This is a genomic window from Tabrizicola sp. TH137 (genome assembly GCF_002855575.1).
Taxonomy (GTDB): Bacteria; Pseudomonadota; Alphaproteobacteria; order Rhodobacterales; family Rhodobacteraceae; genus Paragemmobacter.
The window spans coordinates 1-16,933 of sequence record NZ_PKRQ01000002.1 but is presented as its reverse complement, the minus strand read 5'-3'; the positions used below and the strand labels follow the sequence as shown (position 1 = coordinate 16,933).

Annotated in this window: 14 protein-coding genes; 8 read left to right on the top strand and 6 right to left on the bottom strand. The window is 65.2% G+C overall.

Translation table 11 applies throughout. The features are described from left to right. Both C0V75_RS05510 and C0V75_RS05505 read right to left on the bottom strand, forming a co-directional pair. Positions 1-768, bottom strand: coding sequence for an ABC transporter ATP-binding protein (locus C0V75_RS05510; protein ID WP_216821409.1), 768 nt, complete (start codon positions 766-768; stop codon positions 1-3). After that, on the bottom strand, positions 765-2,393 hold the full coding sequence (locus C0V75_RS05505; RefSeq protein ID WP_101920702.1) for a choline dehydrogenase: 1,629 nt from the start codon (positions 2,391-2,393) through the stop codon (positions 765-767). Before C0V75_RS05505 ends, C0V75_RS05510 begins: the two co-directional genes overlap by 4 nt. Positions 2,394-2,941: 548 nt before the next feature. Here C0V75_RS05505 and C0V75_RS05500 point away from each other — a divergent pair. The 3 genes from C0V75_RS05500 to C0V75_RS05490 are packed head-to-tail and all read left to right on the top strand — an operon-like array spanning position 2,942 to position 5,911. Next, positions 2,942-4,363: an aspartate aminotransferase family protein gene (locus tag C0V75_RS05500; RefSeq protein ID WP_101919941.1), complete on the top strand. Its 1,422-nt coding sequence runs from the start codon at positions 2,942-2,944 to the stop codon at positions 4,361-4,363. After that, positions 4,360-5,154: an SDR family oxidoreductase gene (locus C0V75_RS05495; protein ID WP_101919940.1), complete on the top strand. Its 795-nt coding sequence runs from the start codon at positions 4,360-4,362 to the stop codon at positions 5,152-5,154. Before C0V75_RS05500 ends, C0V75_RS05495 begins: the two co-directional genes overlap by 4 nt. Next, positions 5,147-5,911, top strand: a complete 765-nt coding sequence (locus C0V75_RS05490) for an SDR family NAD(P)-dependent oxidoreductase (protein ID WP_158241777.1) — start codon at positions 5,147-5,149, stop codon at positions 5,909-5,911. The genes C0V75_RS05495 and C0V75_RS05490 overlap by 8 nt, the downstream gene beginning before the upstream one ends. Here the strand turns inward: C0V75_RS05490 and C0V75_RS05485 are convergent. Together C0V75_RS05485 and C0V75_RS05480 are read right to left on the bottom strand one after the other, a co-directional pair. Next, entirely contained in the window at positions 5,908-8,991 is a 3,084-nt protein-coding gene (locus C0V75_RS05485) for an efflux RND transporter permease subunit (protein WP_101919938.1), read from the bottom strand. The two genes, C0V75_RS05490 and C0V75_RS05485, sit on opposite strands and share 4 nt — an antisense overlap. Next, positions 8,988-10,028: an efflux RND transporter periplasmic adaptor subunit gene (locus C0V75_RS05480; RefSeq protein ID WP_158241776.1), complete on the bottom strand. Its 1,041-nt coding sequence runs from the start codon at positions 10,026-10,028 to the stop codon at positions 8,988-8,990. The genes C0V75_RS05485 and C0V75_RS05480 overlap by 4 nt, the downstream gene beginning before the upstream one ends. A gap of 132 nt (positions 10,029-10,160) precedes the next feature. Between C0V75_RS05480 and C0V75_RS05475 the strand changes: the two genes are divergently transcribed. Further along, positions 10,161-10,871, top strand: a complete 711-nt coding sequence (locus tag C0V75_RS05475; protein ID WP_101919936.1) for a TetR/AcrR family transcriptional regulator — start codon at positions 10,161-10,163, stop codon at positions 10,869-10,871. A 126-nt stretch (positions 10,872-10,997) separates the two neighbouring features. Here the strand turns inward: C0V75_RS05475 and C0V75_RS22930 are convergent, their stop codons facing one another. Then, complete coding sequence (locus C0V75_RS22930) at positions 10,998-11,189, bottom strand: hypothetical protein (protein WP_158241775.1); 192 nt, start codon at positions 11,187-11,189, stop codon at positions 10,998-11,000. A 564-nt stretch (positions 11,190-11,753) separates the two neighbouring features. Beyond that, positions 11,754-12,635 carry a LysR family transcriptional regulator gene (locus tag C0V75_RS05470; protein ID WP_101919935.1) on the bottom strand — a complete coding sequence of 294 codons (882 nt, stop codon included), beginning with the start codon at positions 12,633-12,635 and terminating at the stop codon, positions 11,754-11,756. Between the two features lie 113 nt (positions 12,636-12,748). On the opposite strand from C0V75_RS05470, the gene C0V75_RS05465 reads away from it, so the two are divergent. The 4 genes from C0V75_RS05465 to istA form a co-directional block, all read left to right on the top strand. Beyond that, on the top strand, positions 12,749-13,450 hold the full coding sequence (locus C0V75_RS05465) for a type 1 glutamine amidotransferase domain-containing protein (protein ID WP_216821408.1): 702 nt from the start codon (positions 12,749-12,751) through the stop codon (positions 13,448-13,450). Then, positions 13,447-13,887, top strand: a complete 441-nt coding sequence (locus C0V75_RS05460; RefSeq protein ID WP_101919933.1) for a VOC family protein — start codon at positions 13,447-13,449, stop codon at positions 13,885-13,887. The genes C0V75_RS05465 and C0V75_RS05460 overlap by 4 nt, the downstream gene beginning before the upstream one ends. A 66-nt stretch (positions 13,888-13,953) precedes the next feature. After that, on the top strand, positions 13,954-14,841 hold the full coding sequence (locus C0V75_RS05455) for an aldo/keto reductase family oxidoreductase (protein ID WP_101919932.1): 888 nt from the start codon (positions 13,954-13,956) through the stop codon (positions 14,839-14,841). Positions 14,842-15,471: 630 nt separating this feature from the next. After that, positions 15,472-16,933: IS21 family transposase (istA, locus tag C0V75_RS05445; protein ID WP_101919931.1), on the top strand; the 1,462-nt coding region annotated here is incomplete at its 3' end.

Here is a 16,933-nt window from a genome sequence, read left to right as displayed (position 1 = left end):
TCATTTCTTGCGTCCGAGGTAGATTTCGGCGACGCGCGGGTCGTGCCGCACGGTTTCGGGGTCGCCCTGAACCAGGATCTGGCCCAGATGCATGACGTAAAGCCGCTGCGAGACCTGCATGATGAAGCCAAGGTCATGGTCGATCACCACGACACCGCAGCCAAACCGGTCGCGCAGGCCCCGCACGGTGGCGATCAGGCCTTCGGTTTCCTGCTCGTTCATCCCGGCGGCCGGTTCGTCCAAGAGCAGGATGCGCGGACCAAGGGCCAGCGCGCGGGCAATCTCGACCCGGCGCTGATGGCCATAGGACAGCGTGCCCGCCGGTCGGTCGGCCAGCGCACTCAGCCCGGCGAAGGCGATGATGTCCTCGACCGCCGCGCCATCCACCGCCCCGCCCTTGACCCGCGCGCGGGTGATCGCGGCGACACGGATGTTTTCTCGCACGCTCAACCGCTTGAAGAGGCGGATGTTCTGGAAGGTGCGCCCGATGCCGCGCTCGGCGCAATCCACCGCCGAAGGCGCGGCAAAGGCACTGCCGTCCAGCCAGACCTGACCTTCCGACGGGGTGATCGTGCCGGAAATCAGGTTCATCAGCGTCGATTTTCCCGCGCCGTTCGGCCCGATCAGGCCGACGATCTCGCCCACCGCGCAATCCAGCGTCACGCCGCGCACGGCATAGACGCCGCCGAAATTGCGCGACAGGCCGCGCACCGAAAGGCCCGCCGCAAGGATGCCGTCATGGCCGCTGCTGGAAGGAAGAGCGTTCACGCCGCCACCCCCTGATCCCCACGCTCCCACTGCGCCGGATTCAGCGCAAAGTCGGCCGCGCGTTCGGCGATCATGATGGTGGGCGCATTGGTATTGCCGCTGACGATGGCCGGCATGATCGACGCATCGACCACCCGCAGCCCGGCCACGCCATGCACCCGCAGCCGGTCATCCACCACGGCCATGCTGTCCTGGCCCATCTTGCAGGTGCCGACAGGGTGATAGACCGTCTCGACCGCGTTGCGCAGATATTCGTCGATCTCGGCATCGGTCCGCACATTGGGGCCGGGCGCATATTCGGTGCCCCGGAACGGGTCAAAGGCCTTCTGCGCGATGATCTCGCGCCCGATGCGGATGCCCTCGCGATACAGCGCAATATCGTCCGGGTCCGAGAAATAGTTGGGCTGGATGGTCGGATGTCTGGTCGGATCGGTCGAGGCGATCCGCAGCCAGCCCCGGCTTTTCGGACGCGAGATGTTGAGATAGGGCATATAGCCGTGTTCCGGCACCACATACCGGCTGTGATCGCGGTACATGATCATCTCGAAATGATACTGGATATCGGGCGCGATGGCCTCGCGCCGCGCCTTGACGAAGGCCAGCGCCTCGATCCCGTGATAGGCGCCATCCCCCTTCTCGGTCAGCAGATACTGCGCCAGGGCCAAGGCCGCCCGGTGCAGGCGCACATAGGTCAGCAGCGTGTTCTTCTTGGTGGACCGGGTCTGCACGCCCACGGCCAGATGGTCATGCAGGTTCTGCCCAACGCCCGGCAATTCGGCCTGCACCTTGATGCCAAGGCCATGCAGATGGTCCGGATCGCCCACGCCCGACAGTTGCAGAAGCTGGGGCGAGTTGATCGACCCGCCCGACAGCAGCACCTCGCGGTCACAGCGCAGTTCCTTGCGGCGGCCGCCTTGCAGATATTCGACACCCACCGCGCGCCCACCCTCGATCAGCACGCGGGTCACAAGCGCGCGGGTGATGATGGTCAGGTTCGGCCGGTCCTTGGCAGGGTGCAGATAGGAATAGGCCGTGCTCGCCCGCCGCCGCACCTCGCCCATCTGGTGGATCGTGCTGTCGCAGGGGCCGAAGCCTTCATTGTCGCCCCGGTTGAAATCATCGGTCTCGCGATAGCCCATCTGCTTTCCGGCCTCGATGAAGGCCTTGGAAAGCTCGTGGCGCACGCCAAACCGGCTGGTATGCAGGAAACCGCCCTTGCCGTGGAAGGGGTCGTCCGGGCCGTTCCAGTTCTCTGCCTTCTTGAAATAAGGCAGACACTCCGCGAAAGACCAGTTGCGGTTGCCCATCTGCTGCCAGCCGTCATAGTCGCTGGCCGCACCCCGGATATAGACCATGCCGTTGATGCAGCTGCACCCGCCCAGCACCTTGGCGCGCGGCCAGAACAGGCGGCGGCCGTTCAGGTGCTGTTGCGGTTCCGTGTGATAGCCCCAGTCGATCTGGCCGGTTTTCATGAGCTGGAAGTGGCCTGCGGGCATCCGGATGAAGGGGCTCTTGTCCCAACCGCCAGCCTCCAGCAGCGTGACCTTGACCGCCGGGTCGGCCGACAGCCGGTTGGCCAGCACGCATCCGGCCGATCCGCCACCCACGATGATGAAATCCGTCATGCTGCCCCCGTTCTCGGCATGACACATCCGGGCCCGCGCAAGGCAGGTGGCGTGTCGGCTCTATCTGCTGTCTGCGCCCCCGGCCGTTCGCCGGAGGCAGGTCTCGCTGTTGGTCGATGCGGCCCGGGTTCGGTCCGGGCTCTGGTCTGCGGCTGCCCCACTTCGAGGCAACGCTGCATTTCTGCAATGTCAGATAACATGCGCAGAGAGCGCCGCCCTGTCAACTGTTTTCCCGGCAACCCGACGGACGGGCGAGTCGCCCGAACAGAACGGGAGAGACGAGAATTATGTAGCTGTTTTTATTTTATTATTTCGAAAATCTGGCCTCACCATAACGCCCACCTAATCACCCCAAGGCGGCAGGCGATCACCGCACCAACCAACGGAACCCACCCACCAGAACCCCGCCGCATCGCAGCATGATTCGTCCGAAACCATGGGAAAGGCGCAGGAAGAACACCCTTATTGCAATCTCAAAAAACTGCCGCTACCGTAAACTGACGTTTCAGAAAGCCACCCGCATCCTCTGCTGCCCATGGAGTCCCCCGATGACCCGCCCGCTTGCGAACCGCACCCTTGCCGAAATCGACATCGCCTCGGTCTTTCATCCGGTCAGCTCGATCGCCGATGTGGCGGCCAACGGGCCAGCGATCTTTTCCCGCGCGGCGGGCGTGCAGGTGCGCGACCTTGACGGGCGCGCGCATATCGACATGGGATCCGGCCTCTGGTGCGTGAACGTGGGCTATGGCCGCGCCGAACTGGCCGACGCCGCCCACCGCGCCATGCTCGACCAAAGCTTTCAGCACCTCTTCGCCGGGGCCTCGGCCGAAACGACGATCCGGCTCGCCGACCGCCTGCTCACCCTGTTTCGCGAAACCACCGGGGCCACGGACATGGCCCGCGCCTTCTTCGGTGCCTCGGGGTCGGATGCCAACGAGACCGCGCTGAAGCTGGTTCGGCTTTACCACAACCTGATCGGCCAGCCGCAGAAGAAGAAGGTCATCGCCCTGGAAGGCAGCTATCACGGATTGACCACGGGGGCGGCCAGCCTCACCGGCATCAACGCCTATCACAAGGCATTCGACCTGCCATCGCCTGGCATCCTGCACGCGGGCTGCCCGCACCACTTCCGCTTTGCCCTGCCGGGCGAGGATGAGGCCGCCTTCTGCACCCGCCGCATCGCCGAGATCGAGGCGCTGATCGCCCGCGAAGGCCCCGACACCATCGCCGCCCTGATCGTGGAGCCGATCCTCGGCACCGGCGGCGTGCTGATCCCGCCCGCAGGCTATTACCCGGCCTTGCAGGCACTCCTCGATCGCCATGCCATCCTCTTGATCGTGGACGAGGTCATCACCGGCTTCGGCCGCACCGGCCACTGGTTCGGCACGGGCGCCTTCGCTTTGCGGCCGGATATCGTGTCGCTCGCCAAGGGCATCACCAGCGGCTACTTCCCGATGTCGGCCTCGCTCGTCGGTGACCGCATCTGGCGGGTGCTTGAGGACGCCTCACCCCGCATGGGCGCGGTGATGCACGGCTTCACCTATTCCGGCCATCCCGTCGGCGCGGCTGTGGCTATGGCGAACCTTGATGTGATGGAGCGGGACGGTCTGGTTGACTGTGCCGCGGCCAATGGCCCCTATCTGCTGCAAGGCCTGCGCGACCGTCTGGGGGATCATCCCTTCGTCGGCGATATCCGGGGGCGCGGGCTGATGTGCGCGGTCGAATTCGTGGCCGACCGGGCCGATGGCCGTGCATTTGGCGCAAGTCAGGCGCCGCACCGGCTGGTGTCCAAGGCCGCGCTGGCCGAGGGTGTGCTGACCCGCGCCCTGCCCTTCGTTCCCGCCAATGCCTTTGCCCCGCCACTGCCGATCAGCCGGGCGGAGATCGACGCCGCACTCGATGCCTATACCCGCGCGCTGCACCGGGTAACGCCCGATCTGGCCGCACTTGCCCAAGGGGGGAATGCATGAAACTTGACCTGACGGGGGCTCGTGTCGTCGTGACGGCGGGCTGTGGCGGCATCGGTCGCGCCATCGCTGATGCCTATGCAGGCGCCGGTGCGCGCGTTGCAGTCTGCGATGTGGACCCAACGCTAGTCGCCGCCTCTCCGCACCTTGCCGCGCTCTGCGACGTCGCGGACGAGGCGCAGGTCGCCGCCTTCTTCGGCAAGGTCCTGGCCGATCTGGGTGGCATCGACGTGCTGGTGAACAACGCAGGCATCGCCGGGCCGACCCTGCCGGTGGAACAGATGCCGCTGGCCGCCTGGAACCAGACGCTGGCCGTGAACCTCACGGGCCAGTTCCTCTGCGCCCGCGCCGTCATCCCGGCGATGAAGGCGCAGGGCAGCGGCGCGATCATCAACCTGTCCTCCACCGCGGGGCGCATGGGCATGCCCCTGCGCAGCGCCTATTCCGCGTCGAAATACGGCGTGCGCGGATTGACGGATGTCCTGGCGATCGAACTTGGCGAATATGGCATCCGGGTCAACGCCATCCTGCCCGGCATGGTGGCGGGGCCACGGCTTGACCGGGTCGTCAGTGAACAGGCCGCCGCGCGCGGCATGACGCAAGAGGAGTATCTGCCCCTGATGCTGCACAACATCTCGATGCACAGCACCGTCACCGCAGACGAGGTTGCCGCCATGGCGCTGTTCCTTGGCTCACCGGCTGCACGGCATGTGTCGGGCCAGTCCATCGGCGTTTGCGGAAACTTCGAAAGCTACCGCGCGCCGCTCGCGGCGGGGGGGCTGGCCAATGCGTGATCCGGCGTCGCTCTTCACCTTGCAGGGCCGGACGGCCCTCGTCACCGGCGCCTCTTCGGGCATCGGGCTGGCAGCGGCGCAGACACTGGCGGCTGCGGGCGCAAGGGTGATCCTGGCCGCGCGCGGGGCCGAACGGTTGCAAACCGCCGCCCGCGCTATCGGCGAAACCGCCGTGGCCATTCCCTGTGACCTGAGCACCGCGACCGGCATCGAGGCGCTGACCGACGGGCTTGCACGGCGTGGGCTTGCCCCCGACATCCTGATCAACAACGCCGGCGCCATCGACCGCGCCGGGTTCGACGATGTCGCCCGCGCCGATTGGGATCGGGTCATGGCGCTGAACGTGACAGCGCCGATGCTGCTGGCGCAGGCCCTGGTGCCCGCGATGCGCGTCCGGGGCTGGGGGCGGATCGTCAATGTCGCCTCCATACTCGCGATCCGGGGCAAGCCCAACGCCCATTCCTATGCCGCCAGCAAGCACGCCATCGCCGGGCTGACCCGGTCGATGGCGGCAGAGCTGGGCGGAAGCGGCATCTGCGTCAACGCGCTCTGCCCCGGCTATGTGCGGACCGAGATCAACCAGACCCTCCAGGCCGACCCCGCCTTCACCGCCATGCTGCAAGCCCGCGTCCCCCTTGGCCGCTGGGGCGAAACGGGGGACCTTGCCGGTCCCCTGCTGCTTCTTGCGTCCGATGCCGCGTCCTTCGTGAACGGGCATCTTCTTGTCGTCGATGGCGGGATGACCGCGACCCATTAGGTCGCGGTCTCCCCCCCATCCGGCACCACGGCCGCCTTGCGCCCCTCGGCCGCCAGCAGAAGCTTCAGCATGGCAGGCAGAAGCGACAGCGTCAGAAATGTCGCCACGGCAAGCCCGCCGATCATAGCAAAGGCCATCGGCCCCCAGAACACCTGCGGCGCGATGGGAACCATGCCCAGGATCGCGGCCATCGCCGTCAGCAGGATGGGCCGCGCCCGGTGCAGGGTGGCCGCCCGCACCGCCTCGACCGGGGCCTGGCCACGGGCAACATTGCCGTCCACCTCTTCGATCAGGATCACCGCGTTGCGGATGATCATGCCGATCAGCGCGATGATGCCCAATTGTGCGACAAATCCCATCGGCACCCCCGTCAGCAAAAGCGCCGCGACCACGCCGATCAGCCCGAAAGGTGCCATCGCCATCGCCACCCCCATGCGGGTGAAGCTGCGGAGCTGGATCATCAGCAGGGTCACCATGATCCCCAGCATCAGCGGGATCACGGCAAAGACCGAGGCACTGCCCTTCGCCGCCTCCTCGACCATGCCCCCCTCTTCGACGGCATAGCCGGGTGGCAACTCTGCGGCAAAAGCCGCGACAGCAGGGGCCAGCCGGGCCGACAGCGTCGTCGCCTCGAGTCCCGGCGCGACATCGGCCTGCACAGTGATGATGGGCCGTTGCGCGCGCCGCCAGATCACGGGGTCCTCCACCCCCCAACCGATCCGGGCGATCTGGCCCAACGGGACCGACCGGCTGCCGTCCACCGGAATCTGCAAGTTGGCAACCGTCGCAGGGTCGGTCCGCGCCGAAGCCTCTGCCCGCAACACCACATCGACCAACCGGTTCCCGTCGCGCAATGCCGTGACGGTCGTGCCGCCATGGATCAGTGCCAGCATCGAGGCAACGTCCTGCGACGACAGGCCCAGGGCCCGCGCCTCGGTCTGGTTGACCTCGACCCGCAGCACCTTCTGCGGCTCGCCCGCCGACAGGGTGACTTCGCGCGCGGCGGGGTCTGCGGCAACGAGGTCGGCCAATTGCAAGGCAAGTTCGCGCACCTTTGCCGGATCGGGGCCGGTCACCCGGTATTTCATCGGCCAGCCGACCGGCGGGCCGAGTTCCAGCGGCGTCGCCCGGGCGGTGATCTCGGCGAAATCAGTGGCAAAGGCCGCCTCCAGCCGCGCCTTCAGCGCATCGCGGGCCTCAAGGTCCTTGGCCACCACCACGGCTTGCGCGATGTTGTCATTGGTCAGAAGCACGTCCATCGGCAAATAGAACCGGATCGCCCCTGCGCCGATGTAAGTCGAGAAGTGATTGACCGCCTCATCCTCCTTCAGGATCGCCTCCAACCGCTTGGCCGCCGCATCCGTCGCTTGAAGCGAGGCATTCTGCGGCAAGGTCAGGCTGACCAGAAGCTCGGGCCGGTCCGACGCCGGGAAGAATTGCTGCTCCACCTTGCCCAACCCCACGACCGACAGCCCCAACGCCAGCACCGAAGCCGCGATCAACGTCTTGGGACGCGACAGCGACACATCGGCCACCGCCCGCACGGCGCGCATCATCCGCCCCTCGCCATGCCCATGCGCGGCCATCTTGTCCGGCAGGACCCAGGCGCCAAGAATTGGCGAGAACAGCACCGCCACCACCCAGCTTGCCACCAGCGAGATCAGCACGACAATGAACAGCGAATAGGTGTATTCCCCCGCGCTGGACTGGGCAAAGCCCACCGGCACGAAACCCGCCACCATCACCAGCGTCCCGGTCAGCATCGGCATCGCGGTCGAGGTCCAGGCGAAACTGGCGGCGGCGGTCTTGTCCCAGCCTTCCTCCAGCTTCGAGACCATGGTTTCAACCGTGATCATCGCATCATCGACCAAAAGCCCCAGCGCGATGATCAGCGCGCCAAGCGAGATGCGCTGCAAGCCGATGCCCAGAAGCTCCATGCCGACGAAGGTCATCGCCAGCACCAGCGGGATTGACAAGGTAACGACGATCCCCGCCCGCGTGCCCAGCGACAGGAAGGACACCGCCAGCACGATGGCGATGGCTTCGGCCAGAACCTTGAGAAAGCCCTTGACCGCATCCTTCACCACAACCGCCTGATCCGCGACCTCGGTGATCTCGATCCCATAGGGCAGTTCGGCCTGCGCCTTGGCGATTTCCGCGCCGACCGCCTTGCCGAAGTCCAGAAGGTTGCCGCCTTCGGCCATCGACACCGCCAGCCCGATCGCCGGTTCGCCGTCGACGCGAAACATCGGCGCGGGCGGGTCGGCGGGTGCGCGGGTGATCGTGGCAAGCTCAGTCAGCGGCACGAAACGGTCGTTCACCCGGATCTCGACCGCCCGCAGACTGGCTTCGGTCGCAAAAGCGCCCGAGACGCGCAGCGCCATCTTTTCCTCGGGCAGGATCACCGTGCCCGCAGGGGCGACGGCGTTCTGCCGCGACAGGGCATCGGCCACGGTCTGCACATCAATTCCATAGGCCGCGAGCCTGGCCGGAGAGAACTCCACCAGAACCTGCTCTTCCTGCACGCCGATCAGGTGGACCTTGCCTACACCAGGCACGCCCAGGATACGGCTCCGCGCGGCATCGGCCGTATCGCGCAGCTCGGCCATGGAAAAGCCTTCGGCGGTAAATCCGTAGATCAGCCCGAAGGTATCACCGAATTCGTCGTCGAAGACCGGCCCGATCACCCCTTGCGGCAGCAAGGGCGCAAGATCGCCCACCTTCTTGCGCACCTGATACCAGACATCCGGGACCGCAGCCGGTGGCGCATCGTCGCGCAGGTGGACGAAGATCACCGCCTCGCCGGGGCGGGTATAGCTGTCCAGCCGGTCCAGATGCGGCGTTTCTTCCAGCCTGTCTTCCAGCCGGTCGGTGACAAGATTCATCATGTCTGTGCCCGAGGCACCGGGCCAGTAGGCCGCCACGACCATGGTCTTGATGGTGAAGGGCGGGTCCTCGTTGCGCGACAGGTTCATGTAGCTGAAGGCCCCCGCAACAAGGGTGGCGATCATCAGGAAGATCACCAGCGACCGGTTCGCCAGCGCCCAGGCCGAAAGGTTGAACTTGGGTGCAGCGGTCATTGCGCAGCCTCCCACAGCGTCACGTCCTGGCCGGGGCGCAGCTTGCTGACACCCGCCGTCACCACACGGTCCCCCACGCCAATGCCGCCCGACAGGATTGCGGTCGCCGTCTCATAGCGCAGGATGGTGACAGGCCGTCGTTCCAGCTTCATCCCGGCGTCAACCACATAAACCGCGGGCGCGCCGTCCTGCACGGTGATGGCCGCGGCAGGGATGGTGAAACGGCCCGCGACCGGCACCAAGACCTTGCCTTCAACCACAGAGCCGAAAGACATGGCGTCAGGCGCGTCGGGCAAGGTCACAAACACGCGATAGGTGCGGGTGACAGGATCGGCGACGGGGCTGACCTCGCGCAGAGTGCCTGTGGTCGTGACCGTTGGGTCCGACAACAGCATCACCTCGACCGCAAGGCCCGGCTTCGCCTGCGAAGCCAGCTCGGCCGACAGGTTGAAGGCCGCCTCGCGCGCACTGCCCGCGGCGACCTGCACGACGGGTTGACCAGAGGCCACCACTTCGCCCGGATCGGCCATGACTGCCGTGATGATCCCGTCAACCGGCGCCCTCAGATCGGCATAGCTGCGCTGATCCCGGGCCGAGGCAAGTTTCGCCCGCTCTGAATTGAGACGCCCCTTCGCCGCTTCGGCCTCGGCCTCGGCGGCCTGAAGGGCGGCCTCGGCGACAATCCCCTTCTCGAAAAGCTGGCGCTGCCGCTCTGCCTGCGCCCGCGCAGCCGCCTCCGCCGCTTCGGCCGCCGCAACTTCAGCCTCGGCCATGGCGACCGAATTCTCGATGTCGCGCGGGTCAATCGTGGCCAGAAGGTCGCCCGACCGCACCCTGTCGCCCGGGGTCACATCACGCTGCAAGATGCGCCCCGGAACCTTGAAGGCCAGGTCCAGCGCCCGCATCGGAACGATCTCGCCCGTCCGCGTAACCGCCTCCTCCGTGGCTTCCGCCGTGACCTCGACTGTCCGCACCGCCCGCGCGGGCTCCGGCGCAACCGCCTCTTCCTTGCACCCTGTCAGGACCGTAACGGCCATAAGGGCTCCCAGAATCCACCATCTTCCCATCCGCATCACCGTTCCAGAAATCTGACAATCATTCAGGTTATATGCATTGACCGAAACGCATGGTCAAGCTAAATCTGAATTGTATTCAGCTTTTGAGGCCAGATGAGACAGGACCGGACAAGAGCGGACGAACCGCGCGCCCCGCGTCAGGACCGCAGCCAGAAACGCGTCGACCAGATCCTTGCCGCCGCGCGTGAAATCATTGCCGAAAAGGGCTGCGCCAATCTGGCGATGACCGAGATCGCCGCGCGGGCCGGCATCACGGCGGGGTCGATGTATCAGTATTTCTCCAACAGGACGGCCATCGTCGGCGCCCTCGCGGGGGATTACCTCAGGGCCTTCAGCGATCACCTCGTCGGCACGCTCGAGGCCGCGCGCGATGAAGGAAGGGGGGCAGACGCGGTCGCGGGCATGATCGGTGACCTGCTCAGGAGTTACGAGACGCTTCACAGCGAAGACCCGGTCGCACGCGATGTCCTGGCGGGCTTCTCCGCGGACAAGTCTTTGCAGGCGTTAGATGCCGAACTGACAGAGGCACTTCTGGACAGGCTCGTCGGCATCTTCCTTTCGATGGATCCGCAGTTTGACCCGGCATCGCTGCGCATCCAGGTACGGCTCCTGCTGCAATATGCCGATGCCGCCGTACGCGTCGCTCAGGACAAGACGGGCTTGGAGCGCGACGAAATCCTGCATCGAGCGGGCCAGAACCTTGCAGACCTGTGGCAGGCCTTCTGTAAGACGACGCAGCAAGCCACCCTTGAAGCGCGAGGCCGCGAAGAGCCACAAGACACGCGGGCAAGAGGTCAAAGGTGATACGACCGGCCGAAGGGGAACGGTCATACAACTGTCTTTCCTGCCGGGTGGCAGCGGCCCGCTGATCCGGCTTCTGGCTGGCGATCCCCAAACCAGCGGCGGGGCAGTCAATGCGCGGCGGCCGGATCACCCCTCGCGCAGCGCCTCTTCCTTCGCATCCGAAACATCGCGAAGGTCGGCTTCTGTCACCCAAGGCACGCTGTCCGGGGGCGTCAGCGCATTCAGCAGCATCCGGGTGTTGTCGGCGATCACGCGGTCCAGTCGGTCGGTGAAATCGGCCCGCAGGTCCGCATAGCTGGATGAAGCGGGTGATGCCATTCGCTCCCTGATCGAGAAGACCGTCCTCACGCCAGACCCCAACGGCGCGGGCTTGACCGTCGATCTGCACGGCGCTATGGCCGCACTTTTGCGCCTTGCGACGGGTCTTCCGGCGCATCGGGCGAAAGGTCGGGCACAAATGCAAAAAGCGCCCCGAGGGGCGCTGTGCATGTATCTTATAAGAACGGTAAATTTGGTTGCGGGGGCAGGATGCATTGAAGCCCCTACCCTGCAAATCGCTGCTAAAGAGCGCGGGCCAGCGCACCGGCAAGACGCCCATATGCCATCCAGCAGAGTTAAGTACGAGCCAAAGCACCAAGTGCCTAGCTACGCAAAGAGCCCATAGCCGTCGGTCAGGCAGGGTGTGGCAAGGTGGGCTCTTGGCAAGCGCAGCATGGCGATATCGGCCCAAAGCGGACGGCCGATCAAGTCTCTCGAACGCCCGCGTCTGGGCAACAAGACGGTCCATTTCCGTGGTCTAGATTGGCGAGCGTTGGGAGGCCCGGGTCTGAAGTGGAACCTTCTTCACTTTTCACGACAGGGCCTTCTTGCCGGGTTGGGCCGCTAAACAGTCCAGGTGGATTTCAGTCGAGGGGTATCGAGCGCGTCGAGCAAGAGGTCGCGTGCATAAGCTATCCTCGGGTGCCGCAAGGCACCCCTAGCCCAGACGAGGCGCAGCCCATTGCCTGGACGCGCAGCAGGGGCGGGAATTTCAGCGAGCCGGTCCGTTTGGATATCTCCTTGGCACAGGTAGTCGGGGAGCACTGTCCAGCCGGCCCCCGACAAGACAAGTGATCGTAGGACGCGAAGGTCGGGTACAGACGCCACCGGGCGCCGTGCGCCTAACGACAGGCCATTAACGTCAATCCAGTTGCGAAGTAGTGGAAGATCAAGGTCATAAGACACGAAGGGTGCGTCAATGCCTGCGCTTGCCATCGAAGGCAGCGTCACGGCGATCAGCGTCTCGGTTCCGATCAGGTGGCTGTCAAGGCGCGAGTCTTCCGGCGCGGAAGCGGTAACCGCCAGATCGACTGCGTCGGACAGCAGTAATTCGTAGAGGATCTTCTTGTTGCCAGTCTGAATGCGGACCTCAAGCCCTGCTTCGGTTAGCCGAGGCAAGACCGGAGCGACACAAGAGCCCAAGTATTCGGCAGGACCCGCCAGATGGACCACCCCGGACAACTTGGCCGACCGCGCCTTGACTGTAGCCAGCGCGGCCTCGGCACGGTCTAGCGACTGGCCCAGATTGGCGGCGAGGTCGTCGGCAACGGCGGTCGGCACGACCCCGCGGGCATGGCGTTGGAACAAAGGGCGGCCCAGCTGCGCCTCTAGGGCTGCGATATGGCCTGAAACGGCGGGTTGCGTGAGGCCGAGCAGTCGCGCGGCCTCGCTGATCGAGCCGCGCCGGTGCACCTCGACGAAGGTGCGCAGATGGACGAGGGACATGGGGGCTCCAAAAGACAGGTATAAGTTTTCTGATGGGTGATACCAAAATGCGAAAGATGTCGCGATGAGTAAAGGGATCTATCTAGGGTCCATCACCAAGAATGGAGACCAAAATGAACCCCAAAATCCTGATCATCACCACGTCGGCCGCGACCATGGGCATCAGCGATGATCCCACCGGCCTGTGGCTGGAAGAGTTGACCACCCCCTGGTACGCCTTCGTCGACGCCGGCGCGGATTTGACGCTCGCCTCGATTGCGGGCGGAAAAATCCCGGTTGATCCGCGCAGCTTGAAACCCGCGGGCGAGAACGATGCCTCTGTCGAACGTGCCCTCAACGACGCGACATTCCAGCGCCTCATCGCCGAGACCCCGAAGTTCGACACGCTGGATGCCTCGGGGTACGATGCGATCCTGCTGCCTGGCGGCCACGGGACGATGTTCGACTATCCCCAGAACGCGGCGCTTGCCCGCCTGGTGGCCGAGTTCGACGCAGCGGGCAAGGTCGTCGCCGCAGTCTGCCACGGTCCGGCGGGACTTGTGGGCGCGCGCAAGGCAGACGGGACGCCGGTTGTCGCTGGCCGTCGCGTAGCGGCTTTCACCGACAGCGAAGAGCGCGCGGCCGGGCTGGACAAGGCTGTCCCCTTCCTTCTGGAAACCCGCCTGAAAGAATTGGGCGCTCGGCATGAGTCCGGCCCCGACTTCAAGCCCTTCGCGTTGCGCGACGGCAACCTCGTCACCGGGCAGAACCCCGCTTCGGCCGAACCGCTGGCGAAGCTGGTGATGGAAGCTCTCGCAGCCCGGGTCGCCGCATGACGCGCTATCTGCACACCATGATCCGGGTGACCGATCCCGAGGCGACGATCCGGTTCTTCAACCTGATCGGCCTCACGGAAACCCGGCGGATCGAGAACGAAAAGGGGCGCTTCACCCTGATCTTCCTTGCCGCCGACGAGGACCGCGAGGCAGCTCTGGCGCGCCGCGCGCCCGAGGTGGAGCTGACCTGGAACTGGGATCCTGAGCCCTATTCCGTCGGGCGGAACTTTGGCCACTTGGCCTTCCGCGTGCAGGACATCTACGCGACTTGCGCCCGCCTGATGGCTGCGGGAGTGATCATCAACCGCCCCCCTCGGGATGGCCACATGGCCTTTGTGCGCACCCCAGACGGCATTTCGCTGGAGCTCTTGCAAGAGGGCGAACACCTTGCCCCGGCAGAGCCCTGGGCGTCGATGCCGAACACAGGCAACTGGTGAAAGCCGGACCCGGGCGATATATCCGCCCGGGTCGCAACCTTGATGACAAGCCGGAAGGAAATCGGAATGGAACGAGTCCCCCTGTCAAACGGCGTCAGCCTGTCGCGCATCGTCTACGGGATGTGGCGGCTTGGCGATGACCCCGACACATCCGACCGTCACATCCGCGCCAAGGTCGATACCTGCCTCGAACAGGGCATCACCACGATGGACCATGCCGACATCTACGGCGGCTACACGGTCGAGGCCTTGTTCGGAGAAGCGATCCGCGGGACCGACCTGCGTGACCGGATCGAGATCGTGACGAAATGCGGCATCATCGCGCCCGTGGGTGACTATGCGGAGGCACGGCTCAAACATTACGACACCTCGCGCCGTCATGTGACAGCTTCGGTCGAACGATCCCTTCGCCATCTGGGAACCGACCGGATCGACCTTCTCCTGATCCATCGGCCCGACCCGTTCATGGATTTCGACGAAACGGGGCGCGCGCTGGACGACCTTGTGGCGTCGGGCAAGGTGCTTGCGGTGGGCGTATCGAACTTTCGCCCGTGGGATAGCGCGCTGCTGCAATCGCGAATGCAGACCCCGCTGGCGGTGAACCAGATTGAACTGAGCCTTCAGGCCCGCGAGGCATTTACGAACGGCGACCTGTCCGAGATCCGCCTCGCCGGCATGCGGGCGATGGCTTGGTCACCTCTGGGCGGTGGCAGTCTGATGACCGGGGAGAGTGCGCTGGGTCAAAAGCTTGCCCGCATGGCGGCAGAGTTCGGCGTGGACCGTTCGGCGGTCGCGGTGGCGTGGCTTCTTGCGCACCCCGCGGGGATCATGCCCGTGATGGGAACAAACTCCCTCGACCGGATCCGCCGCCTTTCTGAAGCGCTGTCCGTGACCCTGACACGCGAAGACTGGTTCGACCTTTACAGCGAAGCCGAAGGGCGGGAAGTGCCGTGACCAACACGGGGTCGAGCGCCGGGCGGCGATCAGACGATCAGCTCCATACTGGATTATCCATGCGCCCAGCGGTCCGCGACTCTGGGCATGCCGGACAGTTCGCCTTCGCTTGCCAACATGCGCTGGTCCAAGGGGGTTCGTTTCCCAATGCCTCTGCTCGGAATCTGCCCCCTAAGGCTGCCTCGATGGTAATCATTCCGCCTGCGCTGCTGGCCCTTTTGCCGCCAGCGCTGCCTGACGGATGGGGTAAGCGCCTCCGCTCCCTTCAACACTGATGGCCTGGTGCCGGTTTCGTGGACAGTAGGCCAGATCGTCAGGACCAGCAGGTGGTGGCGGACTGAAGGTCGACTGCCGCCTTGTGCGACTGATGGAGTCTCAAGAAGGCGTCTTTTTGCATTCTAGGCCGTTGCAGCCATGACCTCGATCTCGACCTTAAACTCTGGTCGCGAAAAGCCTGCAACCAACAGTAGTGTCGAAGCAGGCAGAACTCCCGAGTCGCCGAGGAAGGCGTCTCTTGCCTGTGTTTCGGCGTGCAATTTTGACCCCCTAAGGCGGGGTATCGGCGTCCAATTTTGACCCCCCTGACGTTCTGTCAGACCGTTCGTTGCGAGGCAGCGGACGGAGGGAGGGATGAAGCGGGTGGATACGATCGCGCGGGTTCGGCGAGCCTTCTATGTTCAGGGCTGGTCGGTGAAGAAGATCGTGCGGGAACTGCACGTGTCGCGGAATACCGTGCGCAAGATCCTCCGGACGGACGAGACGGATTTCAGCTACGAGCGCGAGCGCCAGCCGATGCCGCGGATCGGGCCATGGCAAGGGCAGCTCGAGCAGTTCCTGTCGACCAATGCGAACAAGCCGTCGCGGGAACGGCTGACGCTGATCCGTATCTTCGAGGAACTGCGCGGGCTCGGATACGAGGGCGGGTATGATGCCGTGCGCCGCTTCGCCAAGAGTTGGTCGCGGAACCGGGGTGCGGTGACGGCGGAAGCCTATGTGCCGCTCTACTATGCGCCGGGTGAGGCTTACCAGTTCGACTGGAGCCATGAGGTGGTGGTGATCTCGGGCGTCACGGTGACGGTCAAGGTGGCGCATGTCCGGCTTTGCCACAGCCGGATGATGTTCGCCCGCGCCTACATGCGCGAGAGCCAGGAGATGGTCTTTGACGCGCATGACCGGGCCTTCGCCTTCTTCAAGGGCACCTGCACGCGGGGCATCTACGACAACATGAAGACGGCGGTGGAGGCTGTGTTCACCGGCAAGGAGCGGCACTACAACCGCCGCTTCCTGCAGATGTGCAGCCATTACCTTGTCCAACCCGTCGCCTGCACCCCGGCGTCCGGCTGGGAGAAGGGTCAAGTCGAGAACCAGGTCGGGCTGGTGCGGGAACGGTTCTTCACGCCACGCCTGCGCGTAAAGAGCCTCGATGAGTTGAACGCCTGGCTGCTGGACAAGTGCGTGGCCTATGCCAAGGCGCATCGCCATCCCGAAGAGGCCGACAAGACGATCTGGGAGATCTTCGAGGCCGAGCGCCCCCACCTTGTCCCCTACGTTGGCCGCTTCGACGGCTTCCACAGCGTGCCTGCTTCCGTGTCGAAGACCTGCACGGTGCGGTTCGACAACAACAAATACTCGGTCCTGGCCACGGCGGTCGGACGTCCCGTCGAGGTGCATGCCTATGCCGAACGCATCGTGATCCGGCAGGATGGCGTGGTGGTGGGCGAACACGCTCGCGCCTTCGGGCGGGGCCAGACGGTCTACGACCCATGGCACTATGTGCCTGTTCTGGCACGCAAACCAGGGGCGCTGCGCAATGGCGCGCCGTTCAAGGACTGGGTGCTTCCACCCGCCATGGCCGCGATCCGGCGCAAGCTGAAGGGCAGCGATGACGGCGACCGGCAGATGGTCCAGATCCTGAGCTGCGTGCCCGATGATGGGCTGCAGGCTGTCGAAGCCGCCTGCCGCGAAGCCATGGATCAGGGCGTCCATTCCGCGCCAGTTGTCATCAACATCCTCGCCCGACGACGCGACCCGACCCCGCCACCACTTCTACTCACCCCCACAGCGCTGCGCCTGACCCACGAACCCGTGGCCG